This is a genomic window from Pseudomonas sp. AN-1, assembly GCF_034057115.1.
In the GTDB taxonomy this organism is placed as follows: Bacteria; Pseudomonadota; Gammaproteobacteria; order Pseudomonadales; family Pseudomonadaceae; genus Geopseudomonas.
Window position 1 is genome coordinate 3,097,759 of record NZ_CP139195.1, and the last position, 14,840, is coordinate 3,112,598.

Genomic DNA, 14,840 nt, shown 5'->3' on the forward strand with positions numbered 1-14,840 from the left:
GCCCCATGCGTCGACTGTTCGTCCTGCTCGCCCTGTACCTGCCCCTGACCCTGCACGCCGCCGAGCGGCCGCAGGTGGTCACCACCTTCAGCATCCTCGCCGACCTCACCCGCGAGATCGGCGGCGACGACATCGTGCTGACCAGCCTGGTCGCTGCCGATGCCGACGCCCATGTCTTCGAGCCGACCCCGCGCGACCTGCGCACCATCCTCGCCGCCGACCTGCTGGTCGCCAACGGCCTGGGCTTCGAGCCCTGGCTGGAGCGCCTGCTGGCCAGCGGCGAGGCGCGCGGCCGGCGCATCGACGCCAGCGCCGGCGTGCTGCCGCTGCAGGTCGAGGAGGACGGCCGGCGCATCGCCGATCCGCACGCCTGGCAGAGCCTCGGCAACGCCGAGACCTACGCGCGCAACATCGCCCGCGCGCTGAGCGAGATCGATCCGGACAACGCCGCCGACTACGCGGCCCGCCGCAACGCCTGGCTGGCGCGCCTGGACGCCCTGCGCAGCGAGATCGCCCCGCGCCTGGAAGCGCTGCCCGCCGAACGCCGGCGGGTGCTGACCAGCCACGACGCCTTCGGCTACCTGGCCCGCGAGTGGAACCTGCAGTTCCGCGCCGCCCAGGGCGTCAGCGGTGCCGCCGAGCCTTCGGCCGCCGAGACCGCCGCGCTGATCCGCCAGCTGCGCGAGGAGCGGATGCGCGCCCTGTTCGTGGAGAACATCCGCGATCCGCGGCTGATCGAGCAGATCGCCAGCGAGGCCGGCGCGCGGGTCGGCGGCACCCTGTACTCCGACGCCCTCGCCGCCGAGGGGCCGGCCAGCAGCTATCTGGGCATGTACCGGCAGAACGTCGAGCGCCTGCTCGAGGCGCTGGCGCCATGAAAAGCCTGCTGATCCGCAATGCCCGTCTGGTCAACGAAGGGCATGAGTTCGACGCCGACCTGCTGATCCGCAACGGCCGCATCGACAAGATCGCCGGCAGCATCGAAGGCGCCGCCGCCCGCGAGATCGACGCCGCCGGCCAGTTCCTGCTGCCCGGCCTGATCGACGATCAGGTGCATTTCCGCGACCCCGGCGCGCCGCACAAGGGCAGCTTCGCCAGCGAATCGCGCGCCGCCGTGGCCGGCGGCATCACCAGCGTGATGGACATGCCCAACACCCACCCGCCGACCCTGACCCTGGCGGCGCTGGAAGCCAAGGAGCGCCGCGCCGCGGCCTGCGCGAAGGTCAACTACGGCTTCCACTTCGGCGCCAGCCACGGCAACCTGGACACCGTCGCCGCGCTCGCGCCGGAGCGGGTCGCGGCGGTCAAGGTGTTCATGGGCGCCTCCACCGGCGACATGCTGGTCGACGACCTGCCCTCGCTGGAGCGGCTGTTCCGCGACTGCCCGACCATGCTGCTCGCCCACTGCGAGGACACCCCGCGCATCCGCGCGCGCGAGGCGCAGTGGCGGGCGCGCTACGGCGAGGATATCCCCGCCGACCAGCACCCGCTGATCCGCGACGCCGAAGCCTGCTACCGCTCCTCCAGCCTGGCCGTGAGCCTGGCGCAGCGCTACGGCACGCAACTGCATGTGCTGCACATCACCAGCGCCCGCGAACTGAGCCTGTTCCAGCCCGGCCCGGTGACCGGCAAGCGGATCACCGCCGAGGTCTGCGCCCATCACCTGTATTTCGACGACGGCGACTACGCCGCGCTCGGCCACCTGATCAAGTGCAACCCGGCGATCAAGAGCCGCGCCGACCGCGACGCCCTGCGCCAGGCGCTGCTCTGCGGGCGCCTGGACGTGATCGGCACCGACCACGCGCCGCACACCCTGGACGAGAAGGCGCGCCCCTACCTGCAGGCACCATCCGGCCTGCCGCTGGTCCAGCACGCCCTGCCAGCGCTGCTCGAACTGGTCGCCGACGGCCTGATGCCGCTGCCGCGCCTGGTCGAGCTGACCAGCCACGCGGTGGCCGAGCGCTTCGCCATCGCACAGCGCGGCTACCTGCGCGAGGGCTACTGGGCCGACCTGGTGCTGGTCGAGCGTCTCGCCGTACCGCGACCGGTGGACAGCGAGCCGATCCTCGCCCACTGCGGCTGGACGCCGTTCCGCGGCCGCCAGTTCCGCCATGCAGTACGCACCACCGTGGTCTCCGGCCAGCTCGCCTGGAACGCCGGGCAGCTCGACGACGACTGCCAGGGGCTGCCTCTGCGCTTCGTGCGGGAGGCGCGATGCTGATCCGCAAGCTGTTCCGCTTCGAGAACGCGCACATCGTGCGCGGCTGCACCAGCCGGCGCTGCGCGCACTCGCTGCACGGCCATTCCTATCGCGTCGAGCTGCTGCTGGAGGCGCATGCCCTCGACCACGGGCAGATGGTCTACGACTTCGGCCTGCTCAAGGGCGGCGTGCGCGAGCTGATCGACGCCTTCGACCACGCGCTGAGCTTCTGGGACGGCGACGACCCCGAGTACATCGCCAGCTGCCAGCGCTTCTCCGAGCGCTGGATCGCCCTGCCGGTGTCGCCGAGCGCCGAGCAACTGGCGCGGGTGATCTTCCGTCTGGTCGATGCGCTGCTGGCACAGACCGAGACGGCCAACGGCGAAGGCGACGTGCGCCTGCACTCGGTGATCGTCCACGAGACCGAGAGCGGCTACGCGCAGTGCTTCCGCGCGGATGCGTTCAATCCGCGCATGGGGGCCTTCGAGCTGGCGCAGATCCGCTTCTCGACGCAGATCCGCGCCGAGTGGTCGGACCCGCAGCTGTTCGACCGGCTGCTGGCCGGCGAGCGCTGGCGCAATCCCCGCCCACTGCCCTGAGCGCCCGGCGAGGCCGTGCAATTCTCCGCTGCCCATGCTCTGCAGCGGCTTATCGGCTAACATCCGCCCGCGCCGGGAGTGCCGTAACGCAACGGTAACCTGCCGCGAGCGCTTTTCCGTGTTACCTACAAGGAGTTGACGAATTCGCATGGACAGCCTGAACCTTTCCTGGTCGGACGACTACAAGATCGGCATCGCCGTGATCGACGAGCAGCACAAGCGGCTCTTCGCCTACTTCGACGAACTCGCCACCGTCATCGCCAGCGGCAATCCGCAAGGCATCGAGGTGATCGTCAACGGGTTGGTGAGCTACGCCATTTCCCACAACACCTTCGAGGAAAGCCTCATGGCCAAGGCGCGCTACCCGATGCTCGATGCGCACCACAAGGTCCACGAGAGTTTCAAGAGCCGGGCCAACAAGTACCTTCGCCAGCTGGAGTCCGGCTGCGACCCGCTGAAGCTCGCCGAGCAGGTGCGGATCTTCATCGGCCTGTGGCTGGTCAACCACGTCAAACAGGAGGACCGGGACTACGTCCCCTACGTGCAGAAGATCGATAGCGGCTCGCTGCTGTCGGGCCTGTGGAAAAAGCTGTTCCGCTGAGCCCCCGCATGCTCCGCTCCGCTGACAACCGCTGGCTGGTGACCCTGGCGCTGTGCCTGGGCATACTGCTCAACGCGCTCGTCTGCAGCTACCACCATGCCAGCCATGTCGGCCTCGAGCTGCTGCTCGGGCCGGGCGCCTTCTGCCAGACCGACGACGGCGACGCTCCGGCAGGCGGCCTGCCCGCCAGCGACGAGGCGTCCCAGCCGTTCAACTGCCCCCTCTGCAATCCCGCCACCCTCGCCCTGGCGCTGCTGTTCTGCCTGAGCTGGCTGCTCCGGCGGCGCGGCCCGGACGCCGTGCGCCTGCCGCGCGAAAGACGCTGCAAGGCTCCCCCGCGCCACTGCTGGCCGCCGCTGAACCCCCGCGCGCCCTGAAAGCCGCCGTCGTCACCCCTCGACATCCGACCGCGCCCGCGGTCGGCCCATACGGCTTTCAGGATTCGCCACCATGGAAAAAATCGCCCGTGCAGCCGGCAAGCGCCCGGCCGTGCAACCCTTTCCCGACTACCCCGGCAATGCCCGCAGCTTCGTGCACCTCGACGCCCGCCTGCTGCCCTACTGGCACACCCTGTTCGACGTCTGCCCGGCGCTGCTCAAGCTCGATCCGCCGGACGGCACCCGGATCTTCCGCGCGTTCATGACCTGGGCCTACCGCCGCCAGGTCATCCTCGACTGGACCTTCCACCTGCAGGTCTGCCGCTGGCTGCTGGAATCCGACTACCGCTTCCGCATCGACGAGGAGCACATCGAGACGCTGATGATCGCCGCCGCCGCCCGCTGGGTGGTCAGCGACCACAGCGAGGCCCTCGGCGTGGTGCTGGCCTGGCAGGGCTCGGCCGCGCCGGTGTTCGACTGGAAACGCAGCGCGCGTCCGGCATGCCGGCCGATGGCCGTCGAACTGGAAGAGCTGCCGCCGACCCCCTGGGACTTCGCCTGGTGCCCGCTGGGCACCCGCAGCGGCGCCGGCTTCCGCCGCTGGCTGAAGGTGTGAACCTGCGACAACCTGCCACGGCTGCGCCGTCGCTCCCGCCGACCGCCGCAACCACGCCGGGGCGGCGCTGCACTGTGGCAGGCTGTCGCAGTTGAGGACACCGGCCGCCGGCACGACACTGGCCCTGTCTCGAGCCGGAGCTTAGGGGTTCCACGACTAGGCTCGGGTCAACCAGCTGCAACCACCCAGTGGTTGTCTGTCCCTCTCCCCCCCTCGCCTGCGAGGGGGGGCTTTTTTCAGGTCGCCCGGGAGCCCTCCCCGCCAACAACAATCCGCGACCGTCCGTACGCTGCCGCGTCGCCGTCAGCCTGGAACCCCGCCCACATCCGCCGTCAGCCGCCGAATGAAGCCCGGAGTCCCCCGCATGTCGTCACCTCCCCGTTCTTCGCCCTGGCGCATCCCCCTGGTGCGCGAACTCGCCGTCATCCTGCTGCTCAAGCTGGCCATCCTGCTGACCATCCGCGCCCTCTGGTTCGGTGCGCCGACCGTGCCGGAGAACGGCAGCGAGCGGGTCGGCCGGCACCTGCTGGGCCACGGCGCGCCACCGTCTTTGTCACTCACCGAGGAGGAGCCGAGATGATCTCGGAAGCCGTCGTCGACCTGTCGCGTCTGCAATTCGCCATGACCGCGATGTACCACTTCCTGTTCGTGCCATTGACGCTCGGGCTGGCCTTCCTGCTGGCGATCATGGAGTCGGTCTACGTGATGACCGGCAAACAGGTCTACCAGGACATGGTCAAGTTCTGGGGCAAGCTGTTCGGCATCAACTTCGCCCTCGGCGTCACCACCGGGCTGACCATGGAGTTCCAGTTCGGCACCAACTGGGCCTACTACAGCCACTACGTCGGCGACATCTTCGGCGCGCCGCTGGCCATCGAGGGGCTGATGGCGTTCTTCCTCGAGTCGACCTTCATCGGCCTGTTCTTCTTCGGCTGGGACCGCCTGTCGAAGGTGCAGCACCTGGCGGTGACCTGGCTGGTGGCGCTGGGTTCCAACCTGTCGGCGCTGTGGATCCTGATCGCCAACGGCTGGATGCAGAACCCGGTGGGCGCCGAGTTCAACTACCAGACCATGCGCATGGAGCTGGTCGACTTCGGCGCGCTGATCTTCAACCCGGTGGCGCAGGTCAAGTTCGTCCACACCGTGGCGGCCGGCTACGTCACCGGGGCGATCTTCGTGCTGGCGATCTCCAGCTGGTACCTGCTGAAGAAGCGCGATCTGGGCTTCGCCCGCCGCTCGTTCGCCATCGCCTCGGCCTTCGGCCTGGCCTCGATCCTCTCGGTGATCATCCTCGGCGACGAGTCGGGCTACGAGATCGGCGACGTGCAGAAGACCAAGCTGGCCGCCATCGAGGCCGAGTGGGAAACCCACCCGGCACCGGCTGGCTTCACCCTGTTCGGCCTGCCCAACCAGGAAGAGATGCGCACCGACTACGCGGTGAAGATCCCCTGGGCGCTGGGGCTGATCGCCACCCGTTCGCTGGACGAGGAGGTCAAGGGCATCAAGGACCTGATCGTCGAGCACGAGGCGCGCATCCGCAACGGCATGACCGCCTACGCCCTGCTCGAGCAGCTGCGCGGCGGCGACCAGAGCAGCCAGACCATCGCCGCCTTCGAGGCGGTGAAGAACGATCTGGGCTACGGCCTGCTGCTGAAGAAGTACACCGCCAACGTGGTCGATGCCAGCGACGAGCAGATCCGGCTGGCCGCCAGGGACACCATTCCCCACGTGTTCAGCCTGTTCTGGAGCTTCCGCGCCATGGTCGCCTCGGGCTTTCTGATGCTGGCGCTGTTCGCCTGCGCCTTCTGGTCCTCGGCGAAGAAGAACGAGGAGAGCAAGCCCTGGCTGCTCAAGTGGGCGCTGCTCAGCCTGCCGCTGCCGTGGATCGCCGCGCAGACCGGCTGGTACGTGGCCGAGCATGGCCGCCAGCCGTGGTCGATCGGCGAGGTGCTGCCGACCCACCTGTCGGCCTCCAGTCTGAGCAGCGGTGACGTGTGGGGCTCGCTGATCGCCCTGATCGCCTTCTACAGCCTGCTGCTGGTGATCGAGATGTACCTGATGATCAAGTTCGCCCGTCTCGGCCCGTCCAGTCTGCACACCGGCCGCTACCACTTCGAGCGCCTGGCCGACGCGCAAGCGGCCAGGGCCTGAGGAGAGACTGCCATGTTCGACTACGAAACCCTGAAACTCATCTGGTGGGTGCTGATCGGCGTGCTGCTGATCGGCTTCGCCCTCACCGACGGCTTCGACATGGGCGCCATGGCGCTGATGCCCTTCGTCGGCCGCACCGACAACGAGCGGCGGGTGGCGATCAACACCATCGCCCCGCACTGGGACGGCAATCAGGTGTGGTTCATCACCGCCGGCGGCGCGCTGTTCGCCGCCTGGCCGATGGTCTACGCCACCGCCTTCTCCGGACTGTACTGGGCGATGCTGCTGGTGCTGTTCGGCCTGTTCTGCCGTCCGGTGGGCTTCGACTACCGCAGCAAGCTGGAGAACCAGCAGTGGCGCAGCGCCTGGGACTGGGCGCTGTTCGTCGGCGGCGCTCTGCCTGCGCTGCTGTTCGGCGTGGCCTTCGGCAACCTGTTCCTCGGCCTGCCGTTCCGCCTCGACGAGCTGATGCGCTCGACCTACGAGGGTTCGTTCTTCGCCCTGCTGCACCCGTTCGCCCTGCTCGCCGGGCTGGTCAGCCTGAGCATGCTCTGCGCCCACGGCGGCGCCTGGCTGATGCTGCGCACCGATGCCGACCTGCAGCAGCGCTCGCGGCTGGCCACCCGGCTGTGCGCGCTGGTGTTCCTGCTGACCTTCGTCGCCGCCGGCGGCTGGCTGGTCAGCGGCATCCAGGGCTTCAGTCTGGTCGGCGGCTTCGCCGATCTGGGTACGGCGCTCAACCCGCTGCACAAGCAGGTGAGCCTGGACAACAGCGGCTGGCTGGCCAACTACCAGCTCTACCCGCTGACCCAGGCCGCGCCCCTGCTGGGCATCGCCGGCGGGCTGCTCGCCGCGCTGGGCGCGCAGCTCAACCGAGGCGGCGTGGCCTTCCTCGGCAGCAGCCTGGCCATCGTCGGCACCATCTGCACCGCCGGCTTCGCGCTGTTCCCCTTCGTGCTGCCCTCGACGCTCGACCCGGCGTCGAGCCTGACCGTGTGGGACGCGGTATCCAGCCGCAAGACCCTGGGCATCATGCTGGTGGTGGCGGGCATCTTCGTGCCGCTGATCCTTGCCTACACCCTGTGGAGCTACCTGCGCATGTGGGGCCGGCTGACCGACAAGACCATCGAGGCCAACCCGCACGGGCTGTACTGAGGCCGCGAACCGTGGCCGAGCGTAGGGTGCGCCATGCGCACCATGGGGCCACGGTGGTTTTCCGGTGCGCACGGCGCACCCTACGACAAGACGTGCCGGAGCGGCGACGCTCCGTGCCCTGGAGCTGCAGCCGAGGCCGCAGGGTGCGCCATGCGCACCATGGGGCCACGGCGGTTTTCCGGTGCGCACGACGCACCCTACTCGATCAGTGCCCACCTGGGCCAAGGAGAACGACAGATGTGGTACTTCGCCTGGATCCTCGGCGTGCTGCTGGCCTGCAGCTGCGGGATTGTCAACGCGCTGTGGCTGGAAACCACCCAGAACCTCGACGAGGGCGATGCGGGTGGCTGCTGAGCCCCGTCCCTGGCTGCGGCGCGGCATCAGCCGCGCCGGCTCCCTGCTGCTGGCCGCACCGCTGGCGCTGGTGCTGCTGATCCATCCCGCCGCCATGCTCGACGCCGAGGGCCGCTACAGCCACGGGCTGCTGATGCTGGTGATGTGGGGCATCTGCAGCGGCTTCGTCCACGGCGTCGGCTTCGACCCGTACAGCCGGCTGTGGCGCAGCATCTTCCATCCGCTGGGCGGCTGGCTGCTGATGGGCCTGGGCTATCTGGCCCTCTGGCGCGCCCAGCTGACTTGAGTTCACAGGCGCAACGCCGACAGTTCGACGATCTCCTCGGTGATCTCGTCCTGGCGCACCCGGCGGAACTCGGCGAGCAGCTCGTCGCGCCGCGCCTCGACGTTGCCCTGGGCGGCGACCATCGCCTGCATGCGCGCCTCGTTCTCGGCGGCGAAGGACAGCACCAGCGCCTCGCACAGCTCGGCGTACAGGTACTCGTCGGCCAGATCGGCGATCAGCCGCGCCGGCGTCAGGGTCAGGTACGGCGCCTGCCGGCGGCGCGATACGGCGAAGCGTGAGTAGTCGAACGGCAGCAGCGAGCGCACCAGCACCTCGCTGCGTCCCGGCTGGCCATGCACCAGCGCCACCCGTTGCGCCGTGCCGCTGCCGAGGCGGGCATACAGCGCGTCGCCGAGACGCCCGGCCAGCGCCGGCACCTCGTCGAGGTGCACCGCCATCGGCGCCGTCCAGTCCACCAGCAGGCCACGCTCCCGGGCGCCCAGCTCGCCGCGCTCGCCGAGCAGCCAGAGCTGCGCGCCGCGGTCCAGCGCGCCCTGCGCCGCATCCAGCACCCGCTCGTTGAAGCCGCCGACGAAGCCCTGCTCGGCGCACAAGGCCAGCACCAGGGTATACGCGCGGCCGTCGGCCGTCGCCGCCGGCCGCTGCGGCTCGGGCAGCAGGGCCAGCGCCTCGCCGATCGCCGTGCCGAGGGTCGCGGCGTAGGCGCGCACGCCGTCGAGGTGCTGGCGGGCCTCCTGCACGCGCGCGGCGGCGATGCCGCGCATGGCGCCGACTACCACGCCGAGTTCGCGGGTGGTGGCGAGATGCTGGCCGACCTCGGCGAGGCGCCCGCTCACGGCGCGCTCCCGCCCAGCTCGCGGCACAGCGCGGCGACCTGCTCGACCAGCTGCGCCTGCGCCGCCTCGTCCAGTTCGCCGCCCTGGCGCGCGGCCTGCACCTGCGCGGCCGCGCGCGCATCCAGCCAGGCCGGCAGGCGCGCGCGCAGGCGGCCGAGCAGCGCCGGCGGATGGGCGTCGAACGACCCGGCATTCAGCGCGGCGAGCAGCGCCACCTGGTCGACCAGACGCAGGGCGGCGAAGCGCGGCTGGGCCAGCAGGGCGCGGCTGCGCTCGCCGCGGGCGATCTGCTCGCGCACCCGCGCATCGCTGAGGCCACCGAAGCGGGTGAACATTTCCAGCTCGAGGAACTGCGAGTACTCCAGGCGCAGGCGTCCGGCCACCTCGCGCAGCGCCTTCGGCTGGGCTTTGCCGCCGACCCGGCTGACCGACAGGCCGACGTCCACCGCCGGGCGCTGGTTCGCGGCGGCCAGGCGGCTGTCGAGGAAGATCTGTCCGTCGGTGATCGAGATCAGGTTGGTGGGGATGTAGGCGGACAGGTTGCCGGCCTCGGTCTGAGCGATCGGCAGCGCGGTCAGCGAGCCGCCGCCGAGTTCGTCGGACAGCCTGGCGGCGCGCTCCAGCAGGCGCGCATGCAGGTAGAAGATGTCACCGGGATAGGCCTCGCGGCCCGGCGGCTCGTGGGTCAGCAGGGCCAGCTGGCGGTGGGTGGCGGCGTGCTTGGTCAGGTCGTCGATCACCACCAGGGCGTGCTGGCCGCGGTCGCGGAAGTATTCGGCGATGCTGAAGCCGGCGAACGGCGCGGCCCACTGCAGGCCGGCCGGGGCGGCGGCCGAGGCGACCACGAACACGCAGCGCTCGGCGGCGCCATGGGCGAGCACCGCCTCGATGGCCTGCTGCACGGCGGCGGCGCGCTGGCCGACGGCGACGTACACGCAGATCAGCTCGGAATTCTTCTGGTTGATGATGGCGTCCAGCGCCAGCGAGGTCTTGCCGGTGGCGCGGTCGCCGATGATCAGCTCGCGCTGGCCGCGGCCGATGGCGAACAGCGCGTCGACGATCAGCACGCCGGTCTCCACCGGCTCGCTGACCGCCGCCCGTTCGATGATCGCCGGCGCCGGGCGCTCGATCGGCAGACGGGTCTCGGCGACCAGCGGTTCGTCGCGGTCCAGCGGGCGGCCCAGCGGGTCGACCACCCGGCCGAGCAGGCCCGGGCCGACCGGTACCTGCAGCACCTCGCCGGTGGCGTGCACCTCGCTGCCGGCGGCGATGGCCGCGCCCTCGTCGAGCAGCACCACGCTGATCCGCTCGCTGTCCAGGCTGAGGGCGAAGCCCAGGCTGCCGTCGGCGAAGCGCAGCAGCTCGTCGAGACGCACGCCGGGCAGGCCGCTGACCTGGGCGATGCCGTCGGCCACCTGCAGCACCCGGCCGATCTCGCCGGCCTCGGCGTGCAGCGGCGTGCGCGCCAGCGCCGCGCGACTGCGCGCCAGCCAGTCCCCGCCGGGCAGGGCATCAGACGTCGGCGAGGTCATGGCGACTCAGCTCCCGCTGCAAGCGCGCCAGGTCGGCGCGGAAACTGTTGCGCACCACGGCGCTGGAGCCTTCCAGCTCGAGGCCGGCGATCAGCCCGGGCTCGACCTCGACGCGCAACTGCGGCTCGCCGCCGAGCGCCGGCGCCAGCGCCGCGCGACAGCGCTGCAGCTCGTCCGCCGCCAAAGGGCGCGGCGCGCGCAGGGTCAGCGCGCCGTGCTCGGCACACAGGGTCTGCCGGGCAGCCGGGGCGAGCTGTTCCAGCCCCTCGACCAGACCGTCGATGAAGGCCGTGACCCGCAGGCTGTCCGGCAGGCGCGCCAGCAGGTGCGTGGCGATGTCCAGAGCCAGCGTGCCGGCCTGCGCCTCGAGCTGCGCCTGGGCGGCGAGGCGCTGCGCCTGCAGCGCGGCCTCGGCCTGGACACGCTGGCGCTCGGCCTCGGCATGGGCGTCGGCGAGCAGGCGCTCGCGAGCCGCAGCGGCCTCGCGCTGCACGGCGGCCAGCGCCGCCTCGCGCTGGGCGGCCAGCTCCTCGCGAGCGGCCTGTGCCTGCTGCCGTTCGGCCTCGGCGGTCGCCTTGGCCGCCGCCGCCTCGTCGAGCAGGCGGCCGGCCTGCTGCTGGCGTTCGGCGACGATGCGCACCACCGGTCTGAACAGGAAGCGCGATAGTAGCCAGACCAGCACGACGACGTTGAGCGTCTGCAGGCCGAGGGTCCACCAGTCCAGGGTCATGGGCGCGGACTCAGTGCACGAAGGGGTTGGCGAACAGCAGCAGCACCGCCACCACCAGGCAGTAGATGGCCATGGTCTCGATCATCGCCAAGCCGACGAACAGGGTGCGCGACAGGCTGCCGGCGGCTTCCGGCTGGCGAGCGATGGCGTCCATCGCCGCAGCCACCGCGCGGCCCTCGGCCAGCGCCGGGCCGATGGCGCCGAAGCTCACCGCGACGGCGGCGGCGATGATGCTGACGATCTGGATCAGGTTGTCCATGCGACTACTCCTTGCTTGACGAGGGCGGGGCGTGCCCCTGGACCGCGGCGGCGACGAACACCATGGCCAGCACGCTGAAGATGTAGGCCTGGATCGCCCCGGTGAGCAGGTCCAGGGCCATGAACGGGATCGGCACCAAGAGGCCTGCCAGCGACAGGGCAATGCCGACCACGAACACGCCGCTCATGATGTTGCCGAACAGGCGCACGATCAGCGAGAAGGTGCGGGTCAGTTGCTCGACGATGTTCAGCGGGATCATCACCCAGCTCGGCTCGGCGAAGGTGCGCAGGTAGCCGCGCAGGCCCTGGCTGGCGATGCCGTAGCCGACGCTGGCGACCAGCACGATCAGCGCCAGGGCGGCGTCGGTCTCCAGATTGGCGGTCGGCGGCTCCAGCCCCGGCAGCAGCTCCGCCCAGTTGGCGGCGAGGATGAACAGGAACAGGCTGCCGAACAGCGGCCGGTAGCGAGCCGGCTCCACCTGCATGGTGGCGCGGATCTGCTCGTCGAGGGTGCCGACCAGCAGCTCCAGCACGGCCTGTCCGCGCGACGGGCGCAGGCTCAGGCGGCGAGTCAGCAGCCAGCTGCCACCGGCCAGCGCCAGTATCAGCAGCCAGGTCACCGCCACCGCCTTGCTGACCGGCAGCGGACCGAGATGGAACAGGGTCTCGCTGACCAGCGGCGAGGTCATCATGGCCGCATCCTCCGCAGCGTCAGCTGCCGCGCCAGCAGCAGGCCGAGCGCACCGGCCAGCAGCGCCGCCAGGCCCAAATTGATCAGCGCGGCGAGCGCCGCCACGCTCAGGCCCACGCGCAGCAGCTGCAGGGCCAGCGCCGGCAGCACGCGGCCGGCGCTGAACAGGCGCAGGTTGAGGGCCAGCGAGGCGAAGTGCAGGGCGCCGACCAGGGCACCGACCAGCACGCCGACGCCGAGCTGCGCGGCCAGCGGCAGCTGCGTCCAGGCCGTCATTGGCGGTGCATCCAGCGCCAGGCCGACCACAGGCCGAGGGCGGCGCCGAGGAACAGCAGGGCGGCGGCGAACATCACCCCGGTGCCGAGCAGGCGGTCCAGCCAGCGGCCGATGAACAGGCCGAGCAGCAGCGGCACCACGATGGCCCAGCCGAGCACGCCGATCTGCCCGAGGCGGCGGCCCAGCGACGGCTCCGGGTCGTCGCGGGACTGCGCCTCGCGCTGTACGGCGCGGCGCGCCGCGGCGTCCATGCTCTGGTCCGGCTGGTCGTCCGGCTTCATCACGGCTCTCCCTCGGGATTGAACGGCGTCTCGCCCTCGGCACGCAGGTAGCGTACCAGCTGGCGGACCGCGCGGGTGTGCAGGCGCAGGTGCTCGACCCGCGCCTGGCGCGCGCTGTCGTGCTGCGCCTCGCGGGCCTCGCGCACCCGCGCCTCCAGCTCGTCGAGGCGGCTGCCGAGGATGCCCTCGCGGCAGGCCACGCGCAGCTCGCCGCCGGCGAGGCTGAGCACGCCGCCGCGTACCGCGCAGAAGCCCAGTTCGCCGCCGGCGCGGCGCCAGCGCAGCACACTGGACCGCAGCACGGTGAGGTAGTCGACGTGGCCGGGCAGCAGGCCGAAGCTGCCGCTGGCGTCCTCGCCGCGCAGCGCCACCACGTCGGCCAGGTCGACCAGGATCCGCTGCGGAGTGGCGATCAGCAGGTGCAGTGGCTCAGCCATGGGCGCCTCCCTGCTGCGCCGCCTGCTCCTTGGCGCGCGCCTCGTCGAGGGTGCCGACCATGTACAGCGAGCGCTCCTGCCAGTCGTCGCACTCGCCGGTGAGGATCGCCTGGCAGCCGGCCAGGGTGTCGGCCAGCGCCACCGAGCGGCCGGGCATGCCGGTGAACGCCTCGGTGACGGCGAACGGCTGGGTCAGGAAGCGCTGCAGGCGCCGCGCGCGGCCGACGATGCGGCGGTCCTCGACGCCCAGCTCCTCGATGCCGAGCAGGGCGATGACGTCCTGCAGGCTGCGGTAATGCTCGATCACACGGCGCACCTCGGTGGCCACCGCGACGTGCGTCTCGCCGACCACCAGGGCGTCGAGCTGCAGCGACGAGGAGGCGATCGGATCGACCGCCGGGTACATGCCCTGGGCGGCCATCTGCCGCGACAGCACCACCATGCTGTCGACGTGGGCGGCCAGGGCGGTCACCGCCGGATCGGTGAAATCGTCGGCCGGCACGTAGACCGCCTCGATGGCGGTCACCGCCACCCCGCCGACCGAGACGATGCGCTCCTGCAGCGCCGCCACCTCGTCGGCCAGGGTCGGCTGGTAGCCGACCCGCGACGGCAGACGACCGAGCAGGCCGGACACCTCGGCGCCGGCCTGGACGAAGCGGAACACGTTGTCCATCAGCAGCAGCACGTTCTGCCGGCGCTCGTCGCGGAAGTATTCGGCGATGCTCAGCGCGGTGAACGGCACCCGCCAGCGCGCGCCGGGCGGCTCGTTCATCTGCCCGTAGACCAGCACGCTGTGGGCGAGCACCCCGGAGCCGCGCATGTCGTTGAGCATCTCGTGGCCCTCGCGGGAGCGCTCGCCGACCCCGGCGAACACCGAGATGCCGCGGTAGCGCTCGACCATGGCGTGGATCAGCTCCATCACCAGCACCGTCTTGCCGACCCCGGCGCCACCGAACATCGCCGCCTTGCCGCCCTGCACCAGCGGGGTGAGCAGATCGATGACCTTGATGCCGGTGGAGAACAGTTCGCGGGTCACGCTCTGCGCCGCCAACGGCGGCGGCAGGCGGTGAATCGGCCGGCGCGGCACGTCGGCGGGCAGCGCGGCGCCGCGATCACCGGGCACGCCGCCGACGTCGACCAGGCGGCCGAGCAGCGCCTCGCCCACCGGCACCTCGAGCGGACCGCCGAGGGCACGCACCGCCACCCCGCGCGGCAGCCCAGCGGTGGCAGCCAGGGCGATGGCGCGCACCCGGTGCTCGTCGAGGTGCGCCTGCACCTCGGCCAGCAGGCTGCTACCGTCCTCGCGCTGCACCGCCAGCGCCTCGCCGAGCGCCGGCAGGGCCCCGGGGAAACTCACGTCGAGCACCGCGCCGCGCACGGCGCTGACCCGTCCCTCGGCAACCTCTTGCACGCGCCTCTCCTGTGCCGGGTTCATCCATCCATGGATAGTGGCCAATGGC

Annotated in this window: 20 protein-coding genes; 11 read left to right on the forward strand and 9 right to left on the reverse strand. The window is 71.1% G+C overall.

Features of this window, described 5'->3' with window-relative positions:
* Positions 1 to 5: 5 nt before the first annotated feature.
* From SK095_RS14540 to SK095_RS14590, 11 genes are all read left to right on the forward strand, one after another.
* A complete protein-coding gene (locus SK095_RS14540) occupies positions 6 to 878 on the forward strand; it encodes a metal ABC transporter solute-binding protein, Zn/Mn family (protein ID WP_320546689.1) in 873 nt (290 codons plus the stop codon).
* Entirely contained in the window at positions 875 to 2,221 is a 1,347-nt protein-coding gene (locus tag SK095_RS14545; protein WP_320546690.1) for a dihydroorotase, read from the forward strand. Before SK095_RS14540 ends, SK095_RS14545 begins: the two co-directional genes overlap by 4 nt.
* Positions 2,215 to 2,799 (forward strand): 6-carboxytetrahydropterin synthase, encoded by a 585-nt coding sequence (locus tag SK095_RS14550; RefSeq protein ID WP_320546691.1) that lies wholly within the window; start codon positions 2,215 to 2,217, stop codon positions 2,797 to 2,799. The genes SK095_RS14545 and SK095_RS14550 overlap by 7 nt, the downstream gene beginning before the upstream one ends.
* 148 nt (positions 2,800 to 2,947) lie before the next feature.
* Entirely contained in the window at positions 2,948 to 3,400 is a 453-nt protein-coding gene (locus tag SK095_RS14555; RefSeq protein ID WP_320546692.1) for a bacteriohemerythrin, read from the forward strand.
* Between the two features lie 8 nt (positions 3,401 to 3,408).
* The gene (locus SK095_RS14560; RefSeq protein ID WP_320546693.1) at positions 3,409 to 3,777 is read left to right on the forward strand and encodes a DUF2946 family protein; all 369 of its coding nucleotides are present in this window, start codon (positions 3,409 to 3,411) and stop codon (positions 3,775 to 3,777) included.
* Between the two features lie 73 nt (positions 3,778 to 3,850).
* The gene (locus SK095_RS14565; protein WP_320546694.1) at positions 3,851 to 4,393 is read left to right on the forward strand and encodes a putative natural product biosynthesis protein; all 543 of its coding nucleotides are present in this window, start codon (positions 3,851 to 3,853) and stop codon (positions 4,391 to 4,393) included.
* A gap of 364 nt (positions 4,394 to 4,757) precedes the next feature.
* Positions 4,758 to 4,973 (forward strand): cytochrome oxidase putative small subunit CydP, encoded by a 216-nt coding sequence (cydP, locus tag SK095_RS14570; protein ID WP_136491084.1) that lies wholly within the window; start codon positions 4,758 to 4,760, stop codon positions 4,971 to 4,973.
* On the forward strand, positions 4,970 to 6,544 hold the full coding sequence (locus tag SK095_RS14575) for a cytochrome ubiquinol oxidase subunit I (RefSeq protein WP_320546695.1): 1,575 nt from the start codon (positions 4,970 to 4,972) through the stop codon (positions 6,542 to 6,544). The genes cydP and SK095_RS14575 overlap by 4 nt, the downstream gene beginning before the upstream one ends.
* A 12-nt stretch (positions 6,545 to 6,556) precedes the next feature.
* Positions 6,557 to 7,699: a cytochrome d ubiquinol oxidase subunit II gene (gene cydB, locus SK095_RS14580; protein WP_320546696.1), complete on the forward strand. Its 1,143-nt coding sequence runs from the start codon at positions 6,557 to 6,559 to the stop codon at positions 7,697 to 7,699.
* Positions 7,700 to 7,936: 237 nt separating this feature from the next.
* On the forward strand, positions 7,937 to 8,053 hold the full coding sequence (gene cydX / locus SK095_RS14585) for a cytochrome bd-I oxidase subunit CydX (RefSeq protein ID WP_320546697.1): 117 nt from the start codon (positions 7,937 to 7,939) through the stop codon (positions 8,051 to 8,053).
* A complete protein-coding gene (locus SK095_RS14590; protein ID WP_320546698.1) occupies positions 8,037 to 8,339 on the forward strand; it encodes a cyd operon YbgE family protein in 303 nt (100 codons plus the stop codon). Before cydX ends, SK095_RS14590 begins: the two co-directional genes overlap by 17 nt.
* A gap of 2 nt (positions 8,340 to 8,341) precedes the next feature.
* Here SK095_RS14590 and SK095_RS14595 read toward each other — a convergent pair whose 3' ends face one another.
* Genes SK095_RS14595 through atpD form a run of 9 tightly spaced genes read right to left on the reverse strand, consistent with a single transcriptional unit; the run spans position 8,342 to position 14,791 of the window.
* Entirely contained in the window at positions 8,342 to 9,175 is an 834-nt protein-coding gene (locus SK095_RS14595) for a F0F1 ATP synthase subunit gamma (protein WP_320546699.1), read from the reverse strand.
* Positions 9,172 to 10,707 carry a F0F1 ATP synthase subunit alpha gene (locus SK095_RS14600; protein ID WP_320546700.1) on the reverse strand — a complete coding sequence of 512 codons (1,536 nt, stop codon included), beginning with the start codon at positions 10,705 to 10,707 and terminating at the stop codon, positions 9,172 to 9,174. The genes SK095_RS14595 and SK095_RS14600 overlap by 4 nt, the downstream gene beginning before the upstream one ends.
* Positions 10,688 to 11,437, reverse strand: a complete 750-nt coding sequence (locus tag SK095_RS14605) for a F0F1 ATP synthase subunit delta (RefSeq protein ID WP_320546701.1) — start codon at positions 11,435 to 11,437, stop codon at positions 10,688 to 10,690. Before SK095_RS14605 ends, SK095_RS14600 begins: the two co-directional genes overlap by 20 nt.
* Before the next feature lie 10 nt (positions 11,438 to 11,447).
* Positions 11,448 to 11,696, reverse strand: coding sequence for a F0F1 ATP synthase subunit C (locus SK095_RS14610; RefSeq protein ID WP_090312305.1), 249 nt, complete (start codon positions 11,694 to 11,696; stop codon positions 11,448 to 11,450).
* Between the two features lie 4 nt (positions 11,697 to 11,700).
* On the reverse strand, positions 11,701 to 12,387 hold the full coding sequence (locus SK095_RS14615) for a F0F1 ATP synthase subunit A (RefSeq protein ID WP_320546702.1): 687 nt from the start codon (positions 12,385 to 12,387) through the stop codon (positions 11,701 to 11,703).
* The gene (locus SK095_RS14620; RefSeq protein ID WP_320546703.1) at positions 12,384 to 12,662 is read right to left on the reverse strand and encodes an ATP synthase subunit I; all 279 of its coding nucleotides are present in this window, start codon (positions 12,660 to 12,662) and stop codon (positions 12,384 to 12,386) included. The genes SK095_RS14615 and SK095_RS14620 overlap by 4 nt, the downstream gene beginning before the upstream one ends.
* Complete coding sequence (locus SK095_RS14625; protein WP_320546704.1) at positions 12,659 to 12,943, reverse strand: AtpZ/AtpI family protein; 285 nt, start codon at positions 12,941 to 12,943, stop codon at positions 12,659 to 12,661. Before SK095_RS14625 ends, SK095_RS14620 begins: the two co-directional genes overlap by 4 nt.
* Positions 12,943 to 13,380: a F0F1 ATP synthase subunit epsilon gene (locus tag SK095_RS14630; RefSeq protein WP_320546705.1), complete on the reverse strand. Its 438-nt coding sequence runs from the start codon at positions 13,378 to 13,380 to the stop codon at positions 12,943 to 12,945. The genes SK095_RS14625 and SK095_RS14630 overlap by 1 nt, the downstream gene beginning before the upstream one ends.
* Entirely contained in the window at positions 13,373 to 14,791 is a 1,419-nt protein-coding gene (atpD, locus tag SK095_RS14635; RefSeq protein ID WP_320546706.1) for a F0F1 ATP synthase subunit beta, read from the reverse strand. The genes SK095_RS14630 and atpD overlap by 8 nt, the downstream gene beginning before the upstream one ends.
* Positions 14,792 to 14,840: the final 49 nt, after the last annotated feature.